General features: G+C 35.6%; 16 protein-coding genes. All 16 read right to left on the reverse strand.

Annotated elements, in window-relative coordinates; genetic code table 11:
• Window positions 1-28: 28 nt before the first annotated feature.
• The 16 genes from trxB to DF185_RS03770 all read right to left on the reverse strand — a co-directional run bounded on the left by trxB (window position 29) and on the right by DF185_RS03770 (window position 23,315).
• Entirely contained in the window at window positions 29-985 is a 957-nt protein-coding gene (trxB, locus tag DF185_RS03690; RefSeq protein ID WP_207784566.1) for a thioredoxin-disulfide reductase, read from the reverse strand.
• Window positions 986-1,006: 21 nt separating this feature from the next.
• Window positions 1,007-2,287 (reverse strand): L-cysteine desulfidase family protein, encoded by a 1,281-nt coding sequence (locus tag DF185_RS03695; RefSeq protein ID WP_110359352.1) that lies wholly within the window; start codon window positions 2,285-2,287, stop codon window positions 1,007-1,009.
• A 131-nt stretch (window positions 2,288-2,418) separates the two neighbouring features.
• Window positions 2,419-5,220 (reverse strand): M16 family metallopeptidase, encoded by a 2,802-nt coding sequence (locus DF185_RS03700; RefSeq protein ID WP_110359353.1) that lies wholly within the window; start codon window positions 5,218-5,220, stop codon window positions 2,419-2,421.
• Window positions 5,221-5,617: 397 nt separating this feature from the next.
• Window positions 5,618-7,594, reverse strand: a complete 1,977-nt coding sequence (locus DF185_RS03705) for a protein-disulfide reductase DsbD family protein (protein WP_110359445.1) — start codon at window positions 7,592-7,594, stop codon at window positions 5,618-5,620.
• 742 nt (window positions 7,595-8,336) lie between these two features.
• Window positions 8,337-9,386 (reverse strand): 4Fe-4S binding protein, encoded by a 1,050-nt coding sequence (locus DF185_RS03715; RefSeq protein ID WP_110359355.1) that lies wholly within the window; start codon window positions 9,384-9,386, stop codon window positions 8,337-8,339.
• Window positions 9,370-10,005 carry a 4Fe-4S dicluster domain-containing protein gene (locus DF185_RS03720; RefSeq protein WP_110359356.1) on the reverse strand — a complete coding sequence of 212 codons (636 nt, stop codon included), beginning with the start codon at window positions 10,003-10,005 and terminating at the stop codon, window positions 9,370-9,372. Before DF185_RS03720 ends, DF185_RS03715 begins: the two co-directional genes overlap by 17 nt.
• A gap of 8 nt (window positions 10,006-10,013) precedes the next feature.
• Window positions 10,014-10,952: a phosphate/phosphite/phosphonate ABC transporter substrate-binding protein gene (locus DF185_RS03725; RefSeq protein WP_165835933.1), complete on the reverse strand. Its 939-nt coding sequence runs from the start codon at window positions 10,950-10,952 to the stop codon at window positions 10,014-10,016.
• Window positions 10,953-11,458: 506 nt separating this feature from the next.
• Window positions 11,459-11,863, reverse strand: a complete 405-nt coding sequence (locus DF185_RS03730) for a thioredoxin family protein (protein WP_110359358.1) — start codon at window positions 11,861-11,863, stop codon at window positions 11,459-11,461.
• Between the two features lie 173 nt (window positions 11,864-12,036).
• Window positions 12,037-12,510 carry a protein-disulfide reductase DsbD domain-containing protein gene (locus tag DF185_RS03735; RefSeq protein WP_110359359.1) on the reverse strand — a complete coding sequence of 158 codons (474 nt, stop codon included), beginning with the start codon at window positions 12,508-12,510 and terminating at the stop codon, window positions 12,037-12,039.
• A 206-nt stretch (window positions 12,511-12,716) separates the two neighbouring features.
• Window positions 12,717-13,235 carry an SRPBCC family protein gene (locus tag DF185_RS03740; protein WP_110359360.1) on the reverse strand — a complete coding sequence of 173 codons (519 nt, stop codon included), beginning with the start codon at window positions 13,233-13,235 and terminating at the stop codon, window positions 12,717-12,719.
• 102 nt (window positions 13,236-13,337) lie between these two features.
• Entirely contained in the window at window positions 13,338-14,477 is a 1,140-nt protein-coding gene (locus DF185_RS03745; protein ID WP_207784567.1) for a TlpA disulfide reductase family protein, read from the reverse strand.
• A 99-nt stretch (window positions 14,478-14,576) separates the two neighbouring features.
• Window positions 14,577-15,836, reverse strand: a complete 1,260-nt coding sequence (locus DF185_RS03750) for a thioredoxin family protein (protein ID WP_110359362.1) — start codon at window positions 15,834-15,836, stop codon at window positions 14,577-14,579.
• A gap of 81 nt (window positions 15,837-15,917) precedes the next feature.
• On the reverse strand, window positions 15,918-17,057 hold the full coding sequence (locus DF185_RS03755; protein WP_110359363.1) for a thioredoxin family protein: 1,140 nt from the start codon (window positions 17,055-17,057) through the stop codon (window positions 15,918-15,920).
• Between the two features lie 123 nt (window positions 17,058-17,180).
• Entirely contained in the window at window positions 17,181-18,608 is a 1,428-nt protein-coding gene (locus DF185_RS03760; protein ID WP_165835934.1) for a RagB/SusD family nutrient uptake outer membrane protein, read from the reverse strand.
• Window positions 18,609-18,619: 11 nt separating this feature from the next.
• Window positions 18,620-21,739, reverse strand: a complete 3,120-nt coding sequence (locus DF185_RS03765) for a SusC/RagA family TonB-linked outer membrane protein (protein WP_165835935.1) — start codon at window positions 21,737-21,739, stop codon at window positions 18,620-18,622.
• Between the two features lie 154 nt (window positions 21,740-21,893).
• Window positions 21,894-23,315, reverse strand: a complete 1,422-nt coding sequence (locus DF185_RS03770; RefSeq protein ID WP_110359366.1) for a Kelch repeat-containing protein — start codon at window positions 23,313-23,315, stop codon at window positions 21,894-21,896.
• Between the last annotated feature and the right edge of the window lie 131 nt (window positions 23,316-23,446).

Consider the following 23,446-nt stretch of genomic DNA (forward strand, 5'->3'; position numbering starts at 1 on the left):
CTTACACTTAAATTATGAAAGATTTTTATTAGTTCAATTCAGCTAAATATCTTTCAGCTTCCATAGCTGCCTGGCATCCAGAAGCTGCAGAAGTAATTGCCTGACGATAAACAGGATCCTGAACATCACCACAAGCAAATACACCATCAACATTTGTTTTCGGAGTACCAGCTTCGGTTAAAATGTAGCCCTGATCATCAGTTTTTACATATTTTGAGAAGACATCTGAGTTTGGATGGTGTCCGATTGCCAAGAAAAATCCATCAATAGCAATCTTCACTTCCTCTTCTTCAGGAGTACCAGCTTTCTTAATTAAAGTACAGCCTTCAACTCCCATATCTCCGGTTAATTCTTTGGTATTGTGTTCGAATAATATTTCGATGTTCTCTGTTTTGAAAACTCTCTCCTGCATTGCTTTCGAAGCACGTAAATGATCCTTACGAACCACCAAGTATACTTTATTACAAAGACCAGCCAGGTATGAAGCTTCTTCACAAGCAGTATCACCACCACCTACTACAGCAACATCTTTTCCTCTATAGAAAAATCCATCACAAGTAGCACATGCAGAAACACCAGAACCTTTAAACTTCTCTTCGCTTTCCAATCCTAAATACTTCGCAGTTGCTCCTGTTGCAATAATTACCGATTCAGCTTCAATCTCTGTTTTACCATCAACAGTTACTTTATATGGTCTTTGCTCAAAATCAACATTAGTTACAATTCCCCAACGGCAATCACAACCGAATCTTTCAGCTTGTTTTTTTAGCTCTCCCATCATTACAGGACCACTAATTCCTTCCGGATATCCTGGAAAGTTATCAATCTCTGTAGTTGTTGTTAACTGACCACCTGGTTGCAAACCTTCATAAACTACAGGGTTCAAATTCGCTCTTGAAGCGTAAATTCCAGCAGTATAACCTGCAGGTCCTGAACCAATAATCAAACACTTTACTTTTTCAATATTATTCTCTTTCACATCCATCTTAAATCAATATTTTATAGCTTATGATACCTTTTTCATTTTCTCCAACATGGTTTTCAAAATTACCTCATCAGTAACTTCCATACCTTCATTTGCCAGACGACCAATATTTCTGATTGTTGCTTCAACATCATCATCAATAATACCATTCATGCCATTTAGCACATTGTGGTTCATGGCCAAGAGAGAAGATTGAATTGCAGCACTAACACTTGCCGAAATCTTGTGAGAACAGCCATATTTTGCACCATCGCAAATCATACCTGTTACACTACCAGTCATATTTTTCAAGGTCATACCCAACTGTTGGAAATCTCCTCCCATGATGTAAGTAATTCCGCATCCTGCACCAGCAGTAGAAAGCAATACGCCACACAATGCCGATAGCTGACCTACGAAGGATTTCATGTAGATTGTAGTTAGCAGTGCCAAAGCAAGACCTCTTAGCAATTTATCCTGCTCTACTTCCAGCTCCTCTGCTGCAACAACAACAGGAAGTGTAACACTAATACCTTGGTTACCACTACCGCAATTGGACATTACCGGCATGGTACTACCTGCCATACGAGCATCAGAAGCTGCAGCCGTTAACATGATTGATCGGTTCATAATGTCAGAAGATAATAAACCCTTCTTGATATTCAACAACATCGATTTACCGACTTGGAGACCATAGTTTCCTCTTAAGCCTTCTTCAGCAATCGATTTGTTTAGCTTGATTCCTTTCTCGATGAAACGGATCTCTGAAATATCTACAGTATTGATAAAATTGTAAATATTTTCGAAACTCCATTCAGAAAAGTCTGTTCCACCTTTATTACCGGAATTACAAGCATTGCTGTAAATCACCTCTCCATTTCTTTCAACGGCTACAATATTAGTATGTCGGTCTTGAATAACTACTCGACCTGTATTATCACCATTGTGGCAAATACACTCAATGTACAATTTAGGTACATCATACTTTACATCAACTGAAACCTTTCCTTCATCGACAAAAGATTTTGCCATATCCATAACATCATTGCTGATGCCATCCAATACTTCAAGTCCCGCTGTCGGATCACCACCTAAAGCACCTAATGCTCCGGCAATTGTTAACCCAACCATACCCGAACCAGGTATTCCTACGCCCATTCCATTTTTCAAGATGTTTCCACTTACAAAGAACTCTATACGTTCTGGTTGTAATGTTAACACTTCGCGAGCTTTAGCTGCTGCATATGCAACTGCTACCGGTTCTGTACATCCAAGAGCTGGAACGAATTCCTCCTTCAGCTTTTGCAAGAATACTTCTTTCATTAGTTAGAGATAAAATTAAATGTTTGTTGTTTTTTTGGGTGGTTAATTGTTGTTAGATGAAAGAACGGACCGGCCGGCCCCTTACCTCCGACCGATCCAAAACTAAACCAAAACAGACTATTGATTTTGTTTTACGATTTCTTAGGGTTCATCACTACCTCTACAGAATCGTATTTCTTAAATAATTTCTTAGCAAATTCTTTTACCTTCTTAGGACTAATGCTCTTTACAAGATTGTTGTAGTCTTCAGTATTGGTAATTGGTTCATTGTTCATTAATGATCCTTGAATTACACTTAACCAGAAGCTGTTTTCTTTTTCTGCTTCAGCTCTGTTCTTAATGTAATTTTTCTTGATTTCTTCAAGGTCAGTTTCATTAATAGTTTTTACGATGGCATCAATTTCCTGGTAAACCAAACCTCTTAATCTTTCCTGCTTTTCAGGAGCACAGTCGAAGTTAATAGAGATACCTACATTTTCGTATGGACGCTTGCTTATTGATGGACGAACGCTTACTCCATAAGTTCCACCTTCTTGCTCACGAATGGTTTCCATATATCTCTTAGAAAGCAGTTCTGCAACAACTCTTGCATACATTCTAGTCTCTAAATTGTAATCCATTTCATTATTTAATGAAAGGTATACTGTTGATTTAGGAACTTGCATTTCTCTTTCGAAAATGTTTTGTGACTTACCTTCTGCCATACGTACTTTTCTGTCAACCCATTTTTCCTTACGGCTTTCAGAAGAGATGCTACCAATATATTTGCGAATTAAAGGCAAGTGCTTCTCTTCATCAATATTACCTACAAATAGGAATGTAAAGTCGCTTGCATCTTTAAATCTGTCCAAATAAATTTTCTTAGCCTTTGCAAAATCAATATTGCTTACAAACTCATCATTGAACATCAATGCACGTTCGTGGTGGTTTGCTAACATCTGACCGATTGTATCTTTCAATGCTTTACCATTATCAGCTTTTGCATTTTGAAGATTGTTCTTGATTGCTCCCATTTGTGCCTGGAATACATTCTCATCAAATCTTGGATGCTCGAAATACTGATACAATAACTGTAGCATTGTTTCAAAATCTTTTGGTGAAGCTGATCCAGAGAATGCTTCTGTATATGAACCCAAACTAGGAGAAACACTAGCAATTTTACCAGTCAATTTCTTTCTTAACTGAATAGCATTAAATTCACCTACACCAGAGATTTGAGCCAACATGGTTGCAACATCTCCTGACTCTAGATCTTCTCTTTCAAGAAGTGAGCTACCTCCAAAGCTATATGCATTGAAAAGGATCTCATCTTTGCTATAATCAGTAGGAAGAACAACTACTTTTGCACCATTTTCTAATGTGTACAATTTAGCATCAGTTCCTTTTACCACTGATTCTGATACAAATTTCTTATCTGTTAATTCATCAGCAACAAGTGGAGCATCACCAGTTTCATCAGCATAAGCTTCAATATTTGAAGTCATTACTTTTTTAAGTGAAGCAAATAATTCCTCTTTTGTAGGATATTTAATTTCTTCTTTATCAGGACCACTTAAAGCGAAAACACTGTTGTTTACATTTCCATAGTTTTTCAACATTGAGTTTACTTCCATTAAAGTGATAGATGGAATTGTTTTCTGTCCGAATTCCACTTCCCATTCTACAGAAGGTGCAGGGTTAGCACTTAAATAATGCTTCTGAAAAGTTTTAGCCCAATCTTCGTTTGAGATTTTATCTTTTCCCTGTAGATATGATTCATAACTTCTCAAGAAAGAAGTTTTTACCCTTTCCAATTCTGATTCAGTAAAACCGAAACGTTGAACTCTCGCAAATTCTGTCATGAATGTTTCGAATGCCTCAATTTCTTTATTCTCTTTTGGAGAAATTCCAATATAGTTTGCCTCTTTAGTGCGACACATTCCGAAATTACCAACTTGCATTCCAACTGCAGGACATTCTGGATTTTGCATCAACTCTTTCAAACGGTTATTCAACATTGTATTGAACATTCCCTGTACCAAACTCTCACGCATGTAATTTTCATCACGTGTTGTATAAGCAGGCTTGCGGAAAATCCAGTTGATAGAAACTGATTTTGCCTCTTTGTCTTTAGCCAATACATATTGTGGTTCCTTGCTGTCTTCTACTTGATAGTATACTCTTTCTGCAGCATTTTTAGGCATAGGAATTTTTGAGAAAAGAGCCTTCACTTTTGCTTCAATTTTCTCAACATCAAAATCACCTACTACTACTACAGCTTGGTTATCTGGACGGTACCACTTGTGATAATAATCACGCAATTGCTTGTGTTCAAAATTATCGATCACATTTAAATCTCCAATTACATCACGTTTAGCGTACTGCGAGTGATTGTACATTACCGGACTGGTTTGAGAGTTGATACGAAAACGAGCGTTTCTTCTGGTTCTCCACTCTTCGTGAATAACACCTCTTTCCGATTCAATTTCATCAGCCTCAAGCAATAATCCTCCCGACCAATCGTGAAGAACAAGTAAAGCTGAATCCATTAAATTGTCGTTACCTGTAGGAAGGTTACTAATATTGTATACTGTCTCATCTTGAGCGGTATAAGCATTGATATCTCTACCAAACTTGATACCATTCTTCTCAAGATAGTTCAACATGTTTTTTCCTGGGAAGTTTTTCAGACCATTAAATGCCATGTGCTCCAAGAAGTGAGCCAAACCATTTTGTGCATCTTCTTCTAAAATTGCACCTACGTTTTGCACAAAGTAAAGACTCGCTCTGTCTTTTGGTTCTTCATTGTGCATCACATAATAGGTCATTCCATTAGAAAGCTTACCATGCTTTACCGAAGGATTCAAAGGAATTGTTGTAGTATTTTGAGCCTGGCTAAAATTACCAGAGAACAAAATCACACTCATTACGAGTAAGGATAAGAATTTCTTCATTTTGTTGTTTTTTTAGTTTTTCTCAAAATCATTCCGAGAGTTCTGCCCGTCCGAGACAACATTCTTAAATGAGCTTGCAAAAGTAGCATATCCTCAATTTAAAACTGCTTTTTTGGTAATTGGTCTTCTAATGATAAAAGGGTGTGAGCAGGGAGTTTATAGATCAGATATTGGGGTAAAGTTCTTTACTGCCCTGCTCGTAACCACTAACTAGTATTTGTTGTTGTAAATTTTGATTTTGGTAGCCTTAGTTTTGTATAGACCGATAACAGGAGGAGATTTCCTCCTATTATCAAAATCTATCCTTACTAACCACGTTTTCATTAACAATATGAAAACTTTCACTAACTAATCTAAACTACCTTTATATAATAGCTCTATCTAACGTTCTGAGCTGTTACTTTTTTTTATAATTCTCCTTTCCTTCGTCAAGGAACTTGATGAACTTGCTTACATCCAAATCGTAAGCTGTTGGATCTGTAAGATCATTACCATTTTCATCCAAAAGCACATAGTATGGCTGAGCATTTACATTGTACTTACGAATTTGAAGATCTGCATTTTGCTTACCAATGGTTTTCTTTTTCTTTCCATCGTATTCAGATACATACCATTCTTCTTCTGGTAATTTCTTCTTGTCATCTACATAAAGAGCAACTACAATAAAATCTTCCTGTAATCTCTTCAATACCGCAGGATCAGACCAAACATTCGCTTCCATTTCGCGACAGTTTACACAACCGTGTCCAGTGAAATCTACGAAAATTGGTTTTCCTTCACGTTTCGATGCTTCTAATGCTTCATTATAATCGAAGTAACCTTCCAATCCATGAGGCAAATGTAAAAAGTCAGCGTACTTTGCCTTATGAGTGGCTTTGTGAACTGGTGCTGCTCCTCCACCTGAATTATCACGCACGATTTGATTTAGGTTAAAATCGTGTGTAGCTTGAGGTGGTGTAAAACCTGATAACATTTTCAATGGAGCTCCAAACATACCTGGAATCATATACACAACGAATGAGAATGAAGCAATTGCCAGCATCAATCGAGGTACACTAATACTCTTCAATGGGCTATCGTGAGCAAACATTAGTTTTCCTAACAAATAGAATCCTAATAATGTGAAGATTACAATCCAGATTGCGATATATACTTCTCTATCCAAAATTCCCCAGTGGTAAGTTTGATCGGCAACACTTAAGAATTTTAATCCTAATGCCAATTCCAAGAAACCTAATACAACCTTTACAGAGTTCAACCATCCACCTGATTTAGGAAGGTTATTCAACCATCCTGGGAAAATTGCAAATAATGTAAATGGCAATGCAAATGCCAACGAGAATCCTAACATACCAATAATTGGCATCAATACTTCACCACCTGCTGATGCTACAAGAATTGAACCTACAATTGGACCAGTACATGAGAACGACACAAGTACCAAAGTAAATGCCATAAAGAAAGATCCCATGAAACCGCCTTTATCCTCGTTCGCTACAGATTTGTTTACCATCCAACTTGGCATAGTAATTTCAAACATTCCAAAGAATGAGAATGCGAAAATCACAAAAATCAAGAAGAATAAAATATTAGGAACCCAGTGAGTACTTAGGAAGTTAGCGAAATCAGGTCCCATTACTACTGCCAAAATGGTTCCAATTACAGTGTAAATTGCGATAATAGAGAAACCATAGAAGAAAGCATTCATTCTTCCTTTTGCTTTATTACCACCGCCTGAGTGCATGAAATAACTCACGGTCATTGGAATCATTGGGAATACACAAGGTGTAACAATCGCAAGCAATCCACCTACAAATGCAGCAATAAAAATTGCCCATAAGCCTTTCTTGCTTTCTTTATCATTGTCATCTGAAGAAGCACTTGCTACTGCAGCTTTCTCTTTTGCTTCACCAAATTTCAAATCAAATTCGTCATCACCCATTACACATTGTCCAGTCTCATCAGAACAAGTCTGATATTCGAAAGTACCAGCAACATGAAGTGGCAATTCTTTTACCTTAATGGTTTGGCGCATTTCTCCTTCATTCTCGAAGTAGCTTACTTCACCTTCCCAAATTTCGTCGTACTTTTTGTGAGCATTGATAGGCTTAACTTCTCCTACTCTTTCGTAACTTGAATTCGCAGCGAATTCGAAAGTGATCAAAATCGGACCTAAATCCGCATCGAAATCGTTCGAGTAAACGTGCCAGGTTTTGTCAATCGTTGCTTTAAAAACAACATCTAATTCGTCTCCTACTTTTACATCTTTCTTAGAAAACTCTACTTTCCACTTGGTAGGCTCTATTACCTGTCCGAAAGAAAGTCCGCTAAAAACCATCATCAAAATGGCTAGAATTGTAATTTTACCTTTCATCTGTTTCTTTTTAGTCTTAACTGATTGCAACCTTATTTTTATCAGATTCCAACCTGTTGGGTTGATTAGTTGATTATTTTTTGGTTTAACCTTTGCTTTAGAGACAACCAAAATCTCTAAATGGGTGAACGAAATAAGTAAAAAATATCGTTAATTAACGTTAATAATTAACACGTTAGCAGGCATCTAGAAAACAATCAATTATTTATATTGTTTATTTTAAAATCCGTAAACTTACTGATTATCTAGAGCTAGGAATTTCAATTACAATCCAGATTAGATAAAAATTAGCTGTAAAAAAAAAATGATTTTTTTTTACTTTTTTTCACTGATTGTTGTGATTATGCATCAAATGCTTAAAATCTATAAACTCAAAGGCTAATTTTGATTTCAAATTAATAGATATGAAGTGGGCAGTTTCCTACTTTTCTTATACGAAAAGTGTATTAATACTAGCTTTGAATTGATTCTAATTTTGTGAGATAATTGAGAACATTTTCATTTCTAAATAAAAAATCTTCCAATTAATAATGTACTTGAATGTAATGCTTTATTTTATCCCTTTCGCAACTTTTTGCGGAAGGGTATGCAAAAAGTTGCGGAAAGCACATTTGTATCACTGCCAAAGCACCCCACATTTTTACAAACATCAAACTTTTGTTCTTAGGAAAGATAAAACAAAAAGGAGGATGTCCATTAAATTTGGACATCCTCCTTTTTTTATATCAGTTTAAACTCTCGCTTAAAAAGCATCTTTCTTACACACATCGTTGCATTTGTTACACTGTACACAGTCGTAATTCGAAATGTAAGAATATTTTTTCTTTCTATCGATTACAATAGCTTGTGTTGGACATACTTTTTCGCACATACCACAATACACACAATTATCGTCTTTTATTTTTCTTGGTTTGAATGAAAAGAATGAAACCACTCCCAACAATACACCATAAGGACATAAGAAACGACAGAATGGACGTGGCACCCAATATCCCAATGCTAGAATTGCGATCAGGTACAACCAGGTTCCAATGCCGAAAGCTAACAAAAACTTAGGCTCCATAGGATGTCCTAAAATAAATGCCAATCCTTGTTCAAACCAGGTTTGTCCTGTAAAGAACAAAACTTTATATGGCTCAACCTCACAAACAAAAAAGCATGCACTTTGAATTGCAAAATAAACCGTTGCAATTAACATGAGAACTGGTATAACTTTTAATGCATTATTCAGTTTTTTAGGCAGTTTGATTGTCTTTTTGGATTTTTGTACAATGTGCTGAACTGCTCCCAATGGACATCCTGATGTACAAAACACACGCCCTATAATTAATGCAATAATTAATGGAAGCATAAAAATAATCAAGCTAGCAAGACCAACTTCAGCTGGAGTAATCAAGCCCATTGTGGTGTTTGAAATGGCTCCAACCGGACAAACACAGCCTCCTCTTATAAATCCAAGGTAAGCAAATGTAATAATGGCCATCACAGTCATTGCTTTTTGAGATTTCTTTCTCCAAACAAAGAACACACCTATTAAAAGCAATAGTAATAAGACACCCAAATCTACAAATACCATATATTCCGGTGTTGGAAAATATTCTTTTGGAATGTAGTTGTCTTTAAACTCTCGGATGTTACCCCTACTTAAATCATCAATACTATGACTATCATGTTCCTGAGGAGTAGGCAAAGCCATACTTGTATTTACAGAAGCTACCAAAGAAACCAGAGCAAACGCAATAACGATAATTACTCTCATATTTAATTTAAATCCTTTAAGCTCCATATTCATTCATATCATTTTGACCATACTCCAACTCGTAAATTCCTTTAAAATCATCCTCTGGCCCGATGTACAAACGATCAATTGCATCCTCTGGGCAAATTCTTGCGATGTCGCATGAATTACAGTTCAAACACAAATCAGGACGAATAATCAAAAACATCGATTTGGTTCCTTTATCAGTACAAGCTTCTGCACATTTACCACATCCTGTGCATTTATCATGATCGATATCGTAGATAAAGTAACCATCCTTACCTCCTGAGAAATTCTTGCGAGTTACTGCATCATGTGGACAAACTCTTTCACCATCACTCATGATCTTTTCAGATTCGATTTGTTTGTTTTTAATGTGGCCATAACAAACAACACAACAAGAACATTTTTTCTGATCGTTAACCGCTTTTACGGCTGAAGGTGTACGCACACAGGCAGTTTCACATTTTCCACAATTGGTACATTTGTCTGGATCTATCTGCCAAACATATCTAGAACGTGGACCTGCAGTTTCTTCATCTAAATGTTGACCTACAATTCTGTAAGCTATCCCTCCAAGTGCAAGAGTACATGTGGCCTGACCAGCTTTACGCAAAAAGCTACGTCTGTCCCAATTCTTCTTTTCAGTCATAATAATAGTTAGTTTTGTGCTATCGATTTTTTATATGGATTTGGGATCCATGATGCAGGTTTTACAAATCCTGCGCTTAACATTCCTTCTGGAGATTTATCTTTCGATAAGGCCAATAATGCCTTCTGGAAACGCATTGCATCTTCTTTCGAAATTTTCTTACGATCTAATACCACAGAACACAATGGCATTTTTTCAGTTTCTCCAATCACTCTGAAATCATCCTCGCTGGCAACATCTACCGCACAACTTGCCGACATCACATAATCAGATACAATAGCTACTTCTGCTTTTTTATCCATTAACTCATTGATGCTTTCCAAACAGCTCGCTTTATAGTAGATTTTTCCTGGTTTAATATTCATGCTATCCAATTGACGTAAAGGAGCATGGTATTTTTCATATGCATCTTCCTGACCCGCAACCAATGTTCTTCCATTGATATCGTCCATGGTTTTAATATCTGAATCTTTTCTCACCAAATAAACACCCGTTAACCATTGGTTATCATACACATCAAGAATATCAGCAATTCTCTCATAACGAAAGTGATTTTCTTTCATTAGCATGAAAGCATTCCATGGTTTTGTAATTACGCCATCATGAGTTTTTGCTCTTAATTGATCTTCCATCATGTATGGCTCCATATAATAGGTAATCTGTAAATCAATATTAAATTGTTCCATCAATTGCTTTTGCAATTCTTCATATTCTCTTGCTGCAATATCGTGAATACAAGCACATGCTGTTTTCTTACAATAGGTATCATTTAACGCCAGGTTAATGGTTAATACCTCCTCATTAGACGATGGCTCACCACAACAAGGCATAAATGCTGTTTCCTCAAATCCTTCATCTTTTTTTACTTCCTTTTTAGGCTTCTCGTTACACGCTACAAATACACTGACCAACAATGCAATCGCGGATAATTTAATAAGTGATTTCATGTTATAAAGCTTTAATATACTACATCGGATTCCCCTATCACCTGTTTTCATTCAACAGATCAAAATCCTATACTGTTAATTCAAAATTGATCAAACTTATAAAAAAAGGAACACTTTTCTATCTGGGAATTTTAATCAACCTCTCCCAGTGTTTGCCTATATGACACTATTCCTATAAAAATGGATGAATAAAAGTGTGACTTTATACATTATTCATAATCCCTCTAAATAAAAACAGTTTTAACGACCACCACATCACTTTATTCATAGAGTCTCTTTTTATTCGCTTGATTTTTCACAATTTTACTATCATGACACCAAACTTTAGACTTTGGATGAATAATAAGCTCCATTTTTAACCTTAATTAACTGAGAAGTTGTAATGAAAAAGATTTACGGTAAGGTTTTCACTTTGTTTAGCCTAAATTCGTTCGCATAAGTTTTAAAAGAAAAAAACTCCTGTCTCTATAAAGAAACAGGAGCTTTATATACTTTTATTATTGGTATTATTTTGCCAAATCGAGCAATTGTTGCTCATTTTGCATTCCCAATACTTTCTTCATTTCTTTTCCAGAATGATCTGCAAAAATTAAAGTAGGATATGCTTTAACACCATACTTTTTAGCAATCTCTGGTCCTTCACCTTTCTCTGCATCGATTTTTAAGCAGATATATTTCTTGTTATATACTTTTCCAACACTTTCCAAGGTAAAATATTTTTTAGCCATTACTTTACATGGACCACACCATGAGGTGTAGAAATCCATAAACAATTGCTTGCCTTCTTTCTTAGCTTTTGCTTGTGCTTCGGCATAAGTTCCATGGAAAAATTCTATTCCTTGAGCATTAACAGTCGTAGAAAGAAACATCATTACAACTCCCACGAACAAAACCATTTTTAACTTCTTCATTTTTAAAAATTTTAATCCTTGTTAGACAATTTGTTGTTTAAACTCTGCTAAAGTTAGCAAAATATACACCTTAAAATCCTAACTAAAAGTTAATTATTAGATTAGAACAAACTAAACCAATAATAAAAAAGACTGCCCAAAAAGACAGTCTTTCACTTAAATATAAACTTGATTTACTTTGAAGGATAATTCAAATCAAACTCATCATCCCCCATAACACATTGTCCTGTTTGGTCTGAACATGTTTGGAAATCGAAAGTACCCTCAACATGTAATGGTAAACTTTTCACCTTAATTTTCTGACGCATTTCTGCAGTGTTTTCGAAATAACTTACATCACCTTCCCAAATTTTGTCGTATTTCTTATGAGCATTAATTGGTTTTACTTTTCCAATACGCTCGTAACTTGCATGATTTTCAAAATCAAATTCGATTAAGATTGGTCCTAAATCCGGATCAAAATCATTTGAATAAACATGCCAGCTTTTATCAATCTTAGCTTTAAAAACCACTTCGATTACATCACCAACTTTAATTTCTTTTTTAGACAACTCAACAGTCCATTTTGCTGGTGTTAAAATCTGAGCAAATGAACCCACTGACACACTTAACATTAGTACTAACAATACTGCAATTTTACTTTTCATATCTTTATTTTTTACTTATAAAAGAGTTCCCTCTTTAATATTAATGTTTATTCTTTCTGCCTTTAAGACAATAATAATACTAAATAGGGTGAAACTAAGCTGAATTTTTTAAGCTTAATTAACCTTTGTGAATTACTGTATAAAAAAACCGCCTCAATTGAGACGGTTTGTACTATTCTTTATTATCACACAAACATCAAGACCGATTACTTGTTGTAATAATTTTGAATCCCTTTTAGAGTTGTTGAAAGCTCTTTCCCAATTGCTTTAAATGTTTTTGTCTTAGGCGCTCCTTTATTAACCTTGAAATAGGATTCCAATCTCACTTTAGTTTTCGATTTTCCTGATGGTTCAATGTAATAATTCACTACATAGTATTCTACCGGATACTGAGAATCTTCTGACCTAAAACAAATGCGTTTAGCTGCTTTTGCAAAAACTGTTACTTCCTCTCCTCTTTCTGTTCCATCAGTCATTTTTACCAAACGATATGCTTCGTAACCATCTCCTTCTTTTTCCACAGAAGTTACAAACTCTGAGTTGTACTCATCTACCTTATCCAAAACAGAAATTAATTTCCACACCTCATCAGGACTTGCATTTACAACTCCTTCTCGTTGAAGGGTTGGCGGAAGTTTTTTTGCTGGTTGCATTCCTTGTTGTGCTAGCAAGCTGCCTATATTTAGCGCAAATACTGCTACTAATAAAATCAAATATCTTTTCATCTATTTATAATTTCATTTTTTAATAAAAGTCCCAATTACCCCGAGGTAATCAGGACTTCCCCCCATTCAATCAGCAATATTTAATTTATTGCTGAAACAATATTATTTATCAAATATCGATTCCAATAGTTTCTCCAATTTCTCTCCTCTCAAGTTCTTTCCAACAATCTTTCCTTCCTTATCCAATAGAACAATGAATGGAATTCCGGAGAATTGATACTCTTTCATGATATCCTTACCAGATTTAGGTGCCTGTACTTGTGGCCAAGGCATTTTCTCTTTGCGCATAGCTTTCATCCAAGCATTCTTACTATGATCGATAGAAACACTTAACATTTCCAATCCTTTGCCATGATATTTCTCGTATTCTTTTTTCAAGTGAGGAATTTCCTGACGACAAGGACCACACCATGATGCCCAAAAATCGATTAACACATACTTTCCACGGAAATCCTTAGGACCATAATTCTTATCGCCTTTCTTTGTTGGAAAAGAAAAATCAGGAGCAACTTTACCTTCCATCATTTTCTCTCTTGCAGCTTTGGCTTCTGCCATTTCCTTCTTATAGTCTAATAATGGCTGATAATTTGGATTTTTCGCCTCTAATGTCTTAATGATATGCTCTTTTAAAGGCTGATCACTTTCTTTTCTCAATGAGCCTAACACTGAAATAATTGAATTACGATCGGCATAATACTTAGCCACATAGCGCATGTATGCATCAGTCTGTACATAGTTTCTATTGTAGCCTTCAGCAGCACTTTCTTTCCATTCTTTACTATCTGATTTTGAAGCTTGATACATGATTTTTCCTGCAGCAATCATACCTTGGTAAGAACGATAGCTGTTGAATGATAACAAGTTCATTACCTCATTGTTTGGTCCACCCTTTATATATACAAACGGAGGATTCTTGATCTTGATTTTTGCAGTATCTCTTCCTCTAAAGTCGATTTCCAAATCTTCATCTTCAGCCCAGAAACGTACCGATTGCCATTTCTGACAATCCAAGGTGTAAACACCTGGATTATCCACCTTCATTTTAAATTCATAACTATTATCTGGCTTCAACTCTACCGAATCAATAATTGTTTTTTCAAATCCATTCCTTTTAACAATGGTCATCTTGAATTGATTATCTGGAAACTTCACCTTTCCTTTAATGGTAATATAGTTGTCTGCTGGTTGCTGTACGCAACTGAATAAGATTACACTGATTAGTGCGATTAATATTGTTCTCATCTTTTTAATTAATAATGTATAATTAGTATCGAATATTTCTTAAAGATTTTGACAAATTCCTGTTCCCAAAATCTTCTATATTTCTACCGGAAAGACTTCTTATTTCTTTTTTGCTGGTTTCATTCCTCCCATTTTGAATGCAGGAATTGAAATTATTTTAGTTCCAGCCTTCTCTGCTGCTTTGTCCGCTTTGTCCGATTCCATTTGTGCACTTTTAGCAGCTTCTGCATTTCCAACGAGTTCCAATAATTTGGCTTTTGTTGCCAAGTAACCTGATTTGTGTTCTACTCTACCCTCTTTGTCTGCTGCATAAGTAGCCCAACGAAGTGCTCGAGTCAACAAATCTTTATCCGTAGTGACTTTCGCAATCATAGACGCTGCGGAATCGAAATATCTAAATTGGTTCTCATAATTCTTTAGCAAAGCAAAATCCAAAGCACCATCAACTACTGTTGCATACCTACTCCAATCATTTAGTCTTTGATATTCATTTTGTAAAGCAATTGCAATTAATTCTGTCGCCTTCGGAAAGTCAGAAGTTTGTAGATCTTGAATCATTCTGTCAAAACCAGCTTTGTCATACTCTCTTCCTTTTCCTGGATAGAAGTATTGAAATGATTCGATTTTCTTACTATAAGTATTGTAGATTTTGTCATCAATCTCTTTTTGTCCATGTAATTCAGCAAAACGATTCCTGTTCGCAAGAACAAATCTAAACTCATCAGTTAAAGGTTCTTTCATGAAATACTTGATAATATTCCAGTTTTCCTTTTTTAACAAATCATCCTTAGCCAAACTTGCAATGTACTTTTTTGCTTTTCTTGCCTCTTCTTTACCCAGGTTGGCCAAACGCAATGCTCTTAGGTAAGAAAACATGAATTCTCCATCTCTTTTACCAGTTTCATAAGCCTTCAACAAAGCTTTGAAGTTCCTATCTTCTGTTTGGGCTTCTTTTACATACTCAATGAATTCATCTGCTCCATAAGCTCCTACAATTCTGTGAATTACTTCTCCTTTGACGTTAACAACCAAGAATGTTGGATAAGCAGTAATCTTCCATCCCGGTTTCAACTCAGGACCTTCCCCTTTCTCCATATCAATCTTGAAATTCACAAAATTGCTATTGAAGAAATCAGCAACATGATCCTGAGTAAAAACATCTTTGGCCATCATTTTACATGGTCCGCACCAAGATGTGTAACAATCCACAAAGATCAGTTTGTCTTGCTTTTTGGCTTTTTTCAAAACCTTTTTCCAGCTTGTATGTTCAAATTCTACCTCGCGGTTTTGAGCTTCAACATTTCCTGACTGAAAAAGGACCATTAGTGCCACTGTCATTAATGTAAATACTTTCTTCATTTGGTTCCTTTTATTATTAGTAGGTTTCTTGTTTAAAGAATATCATAATTAGATCTCAAAATAAAGATCCAAGTCGACTCCCTATTTTTCGACTAACTTACTTTTCAATTGCTGAAAAGCATTTGCAAAGCCTGGATTTATCCCCTCTATCTTCATACCCATATCACACCATTCTGCAACCTTAGCTCTCAACTCTTTATCTTGAACTGCTCTCTCAACAGGTAAGGCGTAATTGTACAATGACATTGCACCTTTATCAATGCTTCCATCCTTTAAGTATTTTGATACTTTCGTTATATAGGCGCCCCAATCTTTTATAGATCTTGAAGTTGACATTTCAGAATAAGCCTTTATCGTTTCTTTGCTCCTTACTTTATTCTTTTTCAACTGATTCAGAAAGCTCTTCTTCTTCTCCTGATTCAAAACAAAATCGCCATTCTCTTTCTTGTCACAAAGCTGATTACCTTCTCTCAAGAAGGTAAAATATACCTTGTCCTCCACCTCTTTTTGTCCAAAAACTTCAATAAACTCTGACTGATTATTCAGCACCAACTGAAAGGCTTTATTGTGAATAGACTCCACGTACTTCTTAAGAAGGTTCCAGTTCTCCTTTTCCAATAAATCCTTCTTCTCCAATTGCTCGAAATAACGGTTGATTACGCTAGTCAGTTGCTCCTTTTCATTAGCAGCTTCAAGTTTTTGTAAGTATTCCAGAACAAACTTTTTATTGGAAACTCCCTCCTTCTTGTATTTTGCATGATAGCTTGAAAGAGTTCCTGTTCCTTTTAGAGCCTCAGCGGCAAACTTTAGTAGCTCTTCTTTCTGAAGTGCTCCAACAGCTTTATGGATGATATCTTGTTTTGCATTAATTACCACCAATGTTGGGTATGCATTTACTCCAAGAATTGTCTTCAAACTTTTCCCAGGTTCCTTTTCCATATCCAATTTCACATTAATGAAATTCTTATTGAAAAATTCTCCAACCTCTTGTTGAGCAAAAGTATTTTTAGCCATCATTTTACAAGGGCCACACCATGTGGTATAGCAATCTATAAAGACCATTTTTTGCTCTTCAGCTGCTTTTTTTAAAATTGTACTCCAATCTGAATGATTGAATTTGATTCCCTTTACTTCATTTTCATCAGTCAGGCTATTTGCCATGATATTGTTTGAAAATGAAAACAGAACCACCAGTACAATTGATAATAATCTAGTATTCATTCTTTGAGTTTTAAGAATAGAGATATAGTCTTGCCAAGAGAGGCCTGAATTATGATCAGGCTACTCTCAACAAATTAATAAACTATGAAATTTTAATTTAGTTTTGAATTGGGATGATTCCTCCTATAAGTATCCGGGATTCTGAACCAAACTTCCCTTCGTGATTTCAATTTCTCGCTTAGGAATTGGCAGTACATATTTATTTTCCGGCAGATCTTTGTTCTTCAGTTTTCTACCTGTTCGAATTAGGTCGTAACGATGTAAACCCTCAAAGCACAACTCCAATTCCCGCTCCAATAAAATTCTGTCAATTAAAGCATCTGCATTAGCAAAATCTCCTGTGGTATAATTGGTAAATTCACTATCTGCTCTACCTGCAATAGCATTTAACAGATTTACTGATTCTTGATTTACTCCTGAAGTTCTGACCAATGCTTCGGCCCTGGTTAAATACATTTCAGAAAGACGAATCATTGGAATGTTATCTCTTCCACGGTCATTATTAAATTTGGCGGTTGTCAATTTTGTTGGATTTTGCCCCTTGGTGTAAGCTTGCCAAATTAATTTGGTTTTTCTTTGATCCGTATCTGTATATTTTGCCAAGAAATCATCGGCAGCATATGTAGAATATTTGTGGTAGTAAGAAAAATAATGAGTCCCAAACTGATGATCACCATTGTTCCATGTTAATGGAATTGCATAGATGTATTCCGCATCTAAACTAACATCATATCCACTACTCATTGGAAATACAGATCTTAAATCAGCATTTAACCTATAGTTTTCATTCCCAATTAAAAATGCAGATTCACTAGCAGCCTTTTCAAAATTTCCCATATAAAGATATACTCTTGACAACAAAGCATGAACACTTCCTTTAGTTGCGCGTGCTCGAGTTTCAAGGTCATCTTCATAGTTTTCATTCAAATCAGGCAATGCCTCCGTTAAATCTTTAATAATTTGATCGTAAGTTGCTTGAACTGTTGAACGAGTAATGGCATTACTGGCATTCCACTTGATTCCTTCATATGGTGTTAATTGTAAAGGCAAACCTAAACCATTCATTTTTCCTGTTAAGGCACCATCTCCAAAAAGTTTTTGAAGCATTAAATAGTTGTATGCTCTTAAAAATTTAGCTTCGGCAACATGTTGACTGATAACTTCTTCTCTGTAAGTACCAAGTTTAGGAGCAGATTCAATAATTACATTGGCGACATTAATTGCTGAATAAGATTTTTCCCATGAACCACCAACAAAATAACTATCATCCACCGGAATTTCTCCTGAGTTTACAAGATCATAGTAATCGCTTTTGCTTACCAACAAGTCTGTTGAAAAATCACCAAATATATAAGAGGTAGCATTATTGGCCTCAAAGGTTTTATTGTAAACATCCATTAAGGCTGATTCTGCAGAACTTTCTGACTGAAACACTTCTGTCTCTACAGTTGTATCTTCAGGTGCTAGATCCAGTTGCTTATCACAAGCTGAAAGTAGACAAGCCAAAACAACAATTACCAATCCGTATCTATTGTATTTTCTATCTTTCATCTCTTTCATTTTTAAAGTCCAATTTTAACTCCAACCTGAATTGATTTTTGCTGAGGGATAGTTAATTCATCATTTCCAGCATATGCTGCTGATGACCCAAATGCACTCACTTCAGGATCTGGACCACTGTATTTTGTCCATGTAAGCAGATTGGATCCTTTTAAATACACTGCTAAACTTCTAAGTCCTATTCTACGAATTCGCTCTGGATTAAAGCGGTAAGTTAGCGAAATATTCTTTAATCGAATAAATGAGCCATCTTCAAGAAACCTGTCTGACTTTCTACTTACGGTATAGTCAGTCTTTCCATCCCCAAAACCAGTTTTAACAATAGACTTATTATTCCTCTTTGGAATATCAGTTTTATGACCTGCAATAATCCATTCATCCAAAATATCACGACTTAAATTACGATAATTCTGATCTGAATAGGTAAGCAATTCAGCTCTTGTTCCATTCATAATTTTTCCTCCATAAGAAAAAGCAAACATCGTATTCAATTCAAAATTCCTATAAGAGAGAACATTGGTAATACCTCCGGTAAATTCAGGCATGCGATCACCCATAACAAACTTATTATCAGTAGTAGCATTTCCCATAATTGAAGCAGGCGGAGTTGTTGAGATGCTTCCATCTGAATATCTCCATAAAGGATTACCTGTTAAAGGATCCACTCCATGCCAATCATAAAGAAACCATGCGGTAGCAGATTCCCCAACCTGATAAAAGGCATATGCTGTCTCGGCACCACCTGGAGTATATGATCCATCAATATTTAAGTTGGTTACTTCATTGGTATTTTTTGCAATATTAAAATTGGTACTCCATTTAAATTCCTTATTAATATTCAAAGTATTTAATGAGAATTCCACACCTTTATTTGTCATATCTACCAAATTCTGTTTCTGACCTGAATATCCTGAATACCATGGTACAGAAGACTGTATCAACATGTCTACACTTTTCTTATTATAATAGTCAAAAGTGAATTGTACTTTATCACCGAAAAGAGTAAGATCCAATCCGATATCCAAGGTTTTGGTTTTCTCCCATTTCAAATCAGGATTACTAGGTTGAGCAACTTCTAAAATATTTGTCTTTCCATACTTAGAAGCATTCTCCTTCAAAATATATTGTCCCTGGTGCCCATAATAACCACCTGAACCTGAAATTCCACTAAAGCCTAAACTAGCTCGAATTTTTGCATCTGTAACCCAAGTATAGGCTTCCATAAATTGTTCTTTGGAAAATCTCCAACCTAAAGAAAACGAAGGGAAGCCAACGTACCTTTCATTCTTATTAAAACGAGATGAACCATCAATACGATAAGTAACACCTGCCATATATTTATCTAGCCAACGGTAGTTCATTCTTGCAAAAAAAGACATCATTGCCCACTCTCTTCGAACTGCCTGACCAACCTTTGGTTTATCGGCTTGACTTATACTTAAAACGTCATTCGTAGGAAAACCTTCACCGCTAATACTTACAATATCTTCATCTGATGTTTCAAACGATTGTCCGATTACCCCATTAAAAACGTGTTCGCCTAGCTCTTTATAAATTGTAGCTGTATTGTTGAACACATATTTCATATTTTGTATGTTGGTCTGATTGGCATTCCCTTCTCTATCAATCTTCTCATAAGCCATATTTTTATTATAAGCTTTAGATACCATCAAATCAATACCAAATTCTGAACGTAAAGTCAACCATGGCAAGGCCTTATATTCTGCATACAAATTACCAATCAACCTACTATCTCTCACATAGTTAATCGATTCTTTTGCAGTTGCAATAGGATTAAATTGAGATTGCTTATTTTCAACAAAATTATACATCCCATCTTCATCTTTTACAGATATACTAGGGTTAGCAAGAATAGAATTTCTATACACACTACCTGAGTTTAAAGAGTTATTATCTGTATAAGAAAATGTCAAATTATTACCAAATCTAAATTTCTCACTAGACTTGTATTCATAATTGATTCTTGATGTATATCTTTTAAAATCGTTGTTAATTACATAAGAATCCTGATCGAGATAAGATAATGATAAAAAGTAAGTGCTTTTATCTGTTCCTGCAGATACTGTTGCTGATACATTGTTAGTAATAGCAGTTCTTGTTGCCAAATCAAACCAATCTGTATTTAGCCCCTTATTAAAACGATAATTCCCGTCTTTATCCGGACCTTCATAAGCATTGTAAAAATCAACATATTGATCTCCATTTAAAACATCGGGTACACCAACAGGTTCTGCTACCAATGTTGAGATATTTAAATTGACTTTAGGTTGACCTTTTTTTCCTCGTTTTGTTGTAATTAATACAACACCAGCTCCACCTCGTGACCCATAGATTGCTGTAGCATAAGCATCTTTTAAAATTTCAATGGACTCAATATCATCCATATTCAGATTGGCCAATGGGTTTCTTTCAAATTCGGAATTGGCTCCAATTTGTCCAGAAGCACTATTTCCTCCAATTGCAACTGCTGCAATGCTTCCTTGTGAAAAGGAAGTGCTTGAATGACTTCCTACACCATAAACAGGTACCCCATCAATGATAAAAAGTGGATTATTATCCCCATCTAATGATGTTATTCCTCGAATGGTAATTGCTGTAGCACTTCCGGGTGCTCCACTACTAGAGTTAATTTGAACACCAGCAACTTGTCCTGCCAATGCATTGTCGATACTTAAAGCTGGTTGCTCTAATGCCTCAAGATTAATTGAAGTCACTGCTCCTGTTAAATCCCTTCTTTCCTGAACACCATATCCAATAACTGCAATTTCTTTTAATGCGACATTATCCGCTTTCAACAAAATGTCATAATGTGATTTTTGTGTCACTTTAATTTCCTGCGAAACATATCCTATCGAAGATATTAACAAGATATCTCCTTCATTTGCTGTAATCAAAAATTTTCCATCGAAATCTACAGCAGAACCATTGGTAGTTCCTTTTACAATCACCGTAGCACCAATGGCTGGTGATTTGTCTTCACTGATTAAAACAGTACCTGTTATTTTTTTTGTCTTAAGTTCCTGTGCTTTGTATGATTGAGCTTGAAGATTCCCTCCAAACATCGTCATTACAACCAGAAACATGACTAATATCTTATTCATATTCATGAGATTTACTACATGTTCTCTGAAATGCCTATTCTATAGGCTCTATTTAATGCAAACCATTATAATCTGCACAACACGAATCATCTGCCAATAATTTGTGCTTTTTATAGAAGTGAGAGTCTCGCCATTCACGAGACTCTCCTAATGATTAGTTCAATGTACCTTTCCAGGCATCAGTATATACTTTTGCGCTACCTTCGGTGTCTTGACCATTACCTCCAAAGATGTGAATAGTATTACCGTCAACAACGATTGCCTGACCATATCTTGCTGCAAATCCTTCAGGAAGTGCTCCTGTTTTCATTTCTGTCCAGTTTACACCACCGTCTTCTGAAACCCATAGGTCATTGTAGAATACGTCAACCGAAGTTGTTGTTTCTCCTTCTGTAACCTCCTTGTTACCTAAACCGGCAAGAACATACATTCTATCATTGTAAACAAAACAAGAGAAACTTGCACGAGCTGCAAACGGAGCTGCTACATCAACTTTTGTCCAACTTATACCATCAGCAGACTTATAAATCTCATTGAAATAATTATATGGGAATTTTGTTCTTCCTCCAATTAAATACAATTCGTCTTTGTAAACGATTAATTTGCTATCGGCTCTTGCTTCAAAATCTTCTCCGAATTGTGCATCTAATGTTGACCAAGTAGCACCTCCATCTGTAGATTTCCAAACATCATTCATAGCACCTTGAGGAGCACCAAAACCTACCGAGTATCCACCTGTTAGATAAAGATCACCATTCAAATTAGCTACAGAAGCATTAGTTCTAGCTGTAAATTTCTGCTCATTCGAAGCACCTTCATTTACTTTGGTCCATGTTTCTCCGTCTTCCGAAGACCATACAGTGTTGATTCCGTAACCATTACCAGTCTCTCCCCAAACTTCATAATCTGATGGAGTATAACCACCGATTAACAATTGCTTGTTACCATGCTTAACTGCTGCTGCACCTAATCCCATACCATACTCCTTGAAAATATTGGTATTTACTGCAGAAAACTCAGTACCATCGGTTGAGGAATGAATTCCGTAAGTGTGTCCTCCAATACCTGAAGCACCTTTTTTACCTCCCATAACAAAATACTTATCTCCAATTTTGAAACCAACTAAAGATGTGTAATCCGGGAATTTAGCATCTGGAGCCAAGTTAGACCAAGCTGTAATATCCTTTGCTACGTTAACAACAACAGTATAGCTTACTTGGTTTGTTCCATTTTCTGCTACTACTTTATAAACTACCTCACTTGAAAAATCCATTGCTGCAGAACCACTAGTTTGCAGCGCATCACCAATATAAACGGTAGACATAGGAACTGATGAAAAAACAGGAGTCAAAGAAGAGGCATCAAATCCATAAGGTAATGCAATCTGATTAGTAATTACACCATTATCTCCAATGGTAAATTCATAATCTTTTAATGCTTCATCTGAAAAACCAAAAGATAAAAATCCGGTTAGGTCACTTAAATTTTCATCATCGCTACATGAGCTTAAAGCTCCACTAAACACAACTGCACAAAGCAGTAATACAACATTCCATGAGTTTTTAAAAACTTTCATAAAATTTAATTTTAGGTTATTATTTGAGTTAATTCAAAACTTTTTACTGGCTTGATTCACTTCATTTAAAAAGTAGTTTCTACTCCATCATTTGCGAACAAAACCAAGAATACTTCACTAATTATCAAACC

The organism is Marinifilum breve (assembly GCF_003202155.1).
Lineage (GTDB): Bacteria > Bacteroidota > Bacteroidia > Bacteroidales > Marinifilaceae > Marinifilum > Marinifilum breve.

Coding starts and splice junctions, on each gene's coding strand:
- trxB (WP_207784566.1), bottom strand. CDS start 985: ATGGATGTGAAAGAGAATAATATTGAAAAAGTAAAGTGTTTGATTATT.
- DF185_RS03695 (WP_110359352.1), bottom strand. CDS start 2,287: ATGAAAGAAGTATTCTTGCAAAAGCTGAAGGAGGAATTCGTTCCAGCT.
- DF185_RS03700 (WP_110359353.1), bottom strand. CDS start 5,220: ATGAAGAAATTCTTATCCTTACTCGTAATGAGTGTGATTTTGTTCTCT.
- DF185_RS03705 (WP_110359445.1), bottom strand. CDS start 7,594: ATGAAAGGTAAAATTACAATTCTAGCCATTTTGATGATGGTTTTTAGC.
- DF185_RS03715 (WP_110359355.1), bottom strand. CDS start 9,386: ATGAATATGGAGCTTAAAGGATTTAAATTAAATATGAGAGTAATTATC.
- DF185_RS03720 (WP_110359356.1), bottom strand. CDS start 10,005: ATGACTGAAAAGAAGAATTGGGACAGACGTAGCTTTTTGCGTAAAGCT.
- DF185_RS03725 (WP_165835933.1), bottom strand. CDS start 10,952: ATGAAATCACTTATTAAATTATCCGCGATTGCATTGTTGGTCAGTGTA.
- DF185_RS03730 (WP_110359358.1), bottom strand. CDS start 11,863: ATGAAGAAGTTAAAAATGGTTTTGTTCGTGGGAGTTGTAATGATGTTT.
- DF185_RS03735 (WP_110359359.1), bottom strand. CDS start 12,510: ATGAAAAGTAAAATTGCAGTATTGTTAGTACTAATGTTAAGTGTGTCA.
- DF185_RS03740 (WP_110359360.1), bottom strand. CDS start 13,235: ATGAAAAGATATTTGATTTTATTAGTAGCAGTATTTGCGCTAAATATA.
- DF185_RS03745 (WP_207784567.1), bottom strand. CDS start 14,477: ATGAGAACAATATTAATCGCACTAATCAGTGTAATCTTATTCAGTTGC.
- DF185_RS03750 (WP_110359362.1), bottom strand. CDS start 15,836: ATGAAGAAAGTATTTACATTAATGACAGTGGCACTAATGGTCCTTTTT.
- DF185_RS03755 (WP_110359363.1), bottom strand. CDS start 17,057: ATGAATACTAGATTATTATCAATTGTACTGGTGGTTCTGTTTTCATTT.
- DF185_RS03760 (WP_165835934.1), bottom strand. CDS start 18,608: ATGAAAGATAGAAAATACAATAGATACGGATTGGTAATTGTTGTTTTG.
- DF185_RS03765 (WP_165835935.1), bottom strand. CDS start 21,739: ATGAATAAGATATTAGTCATGTTTCTGGTTGTAATGACGATGTTTGGA.
- DF185_RS03770 (WP_110359366.1), bottom strand. CDS start 23,315: ATGAAAGTTTTTAAAAACTCATGGAATGTTGTATTACTGCTTTGTGCA.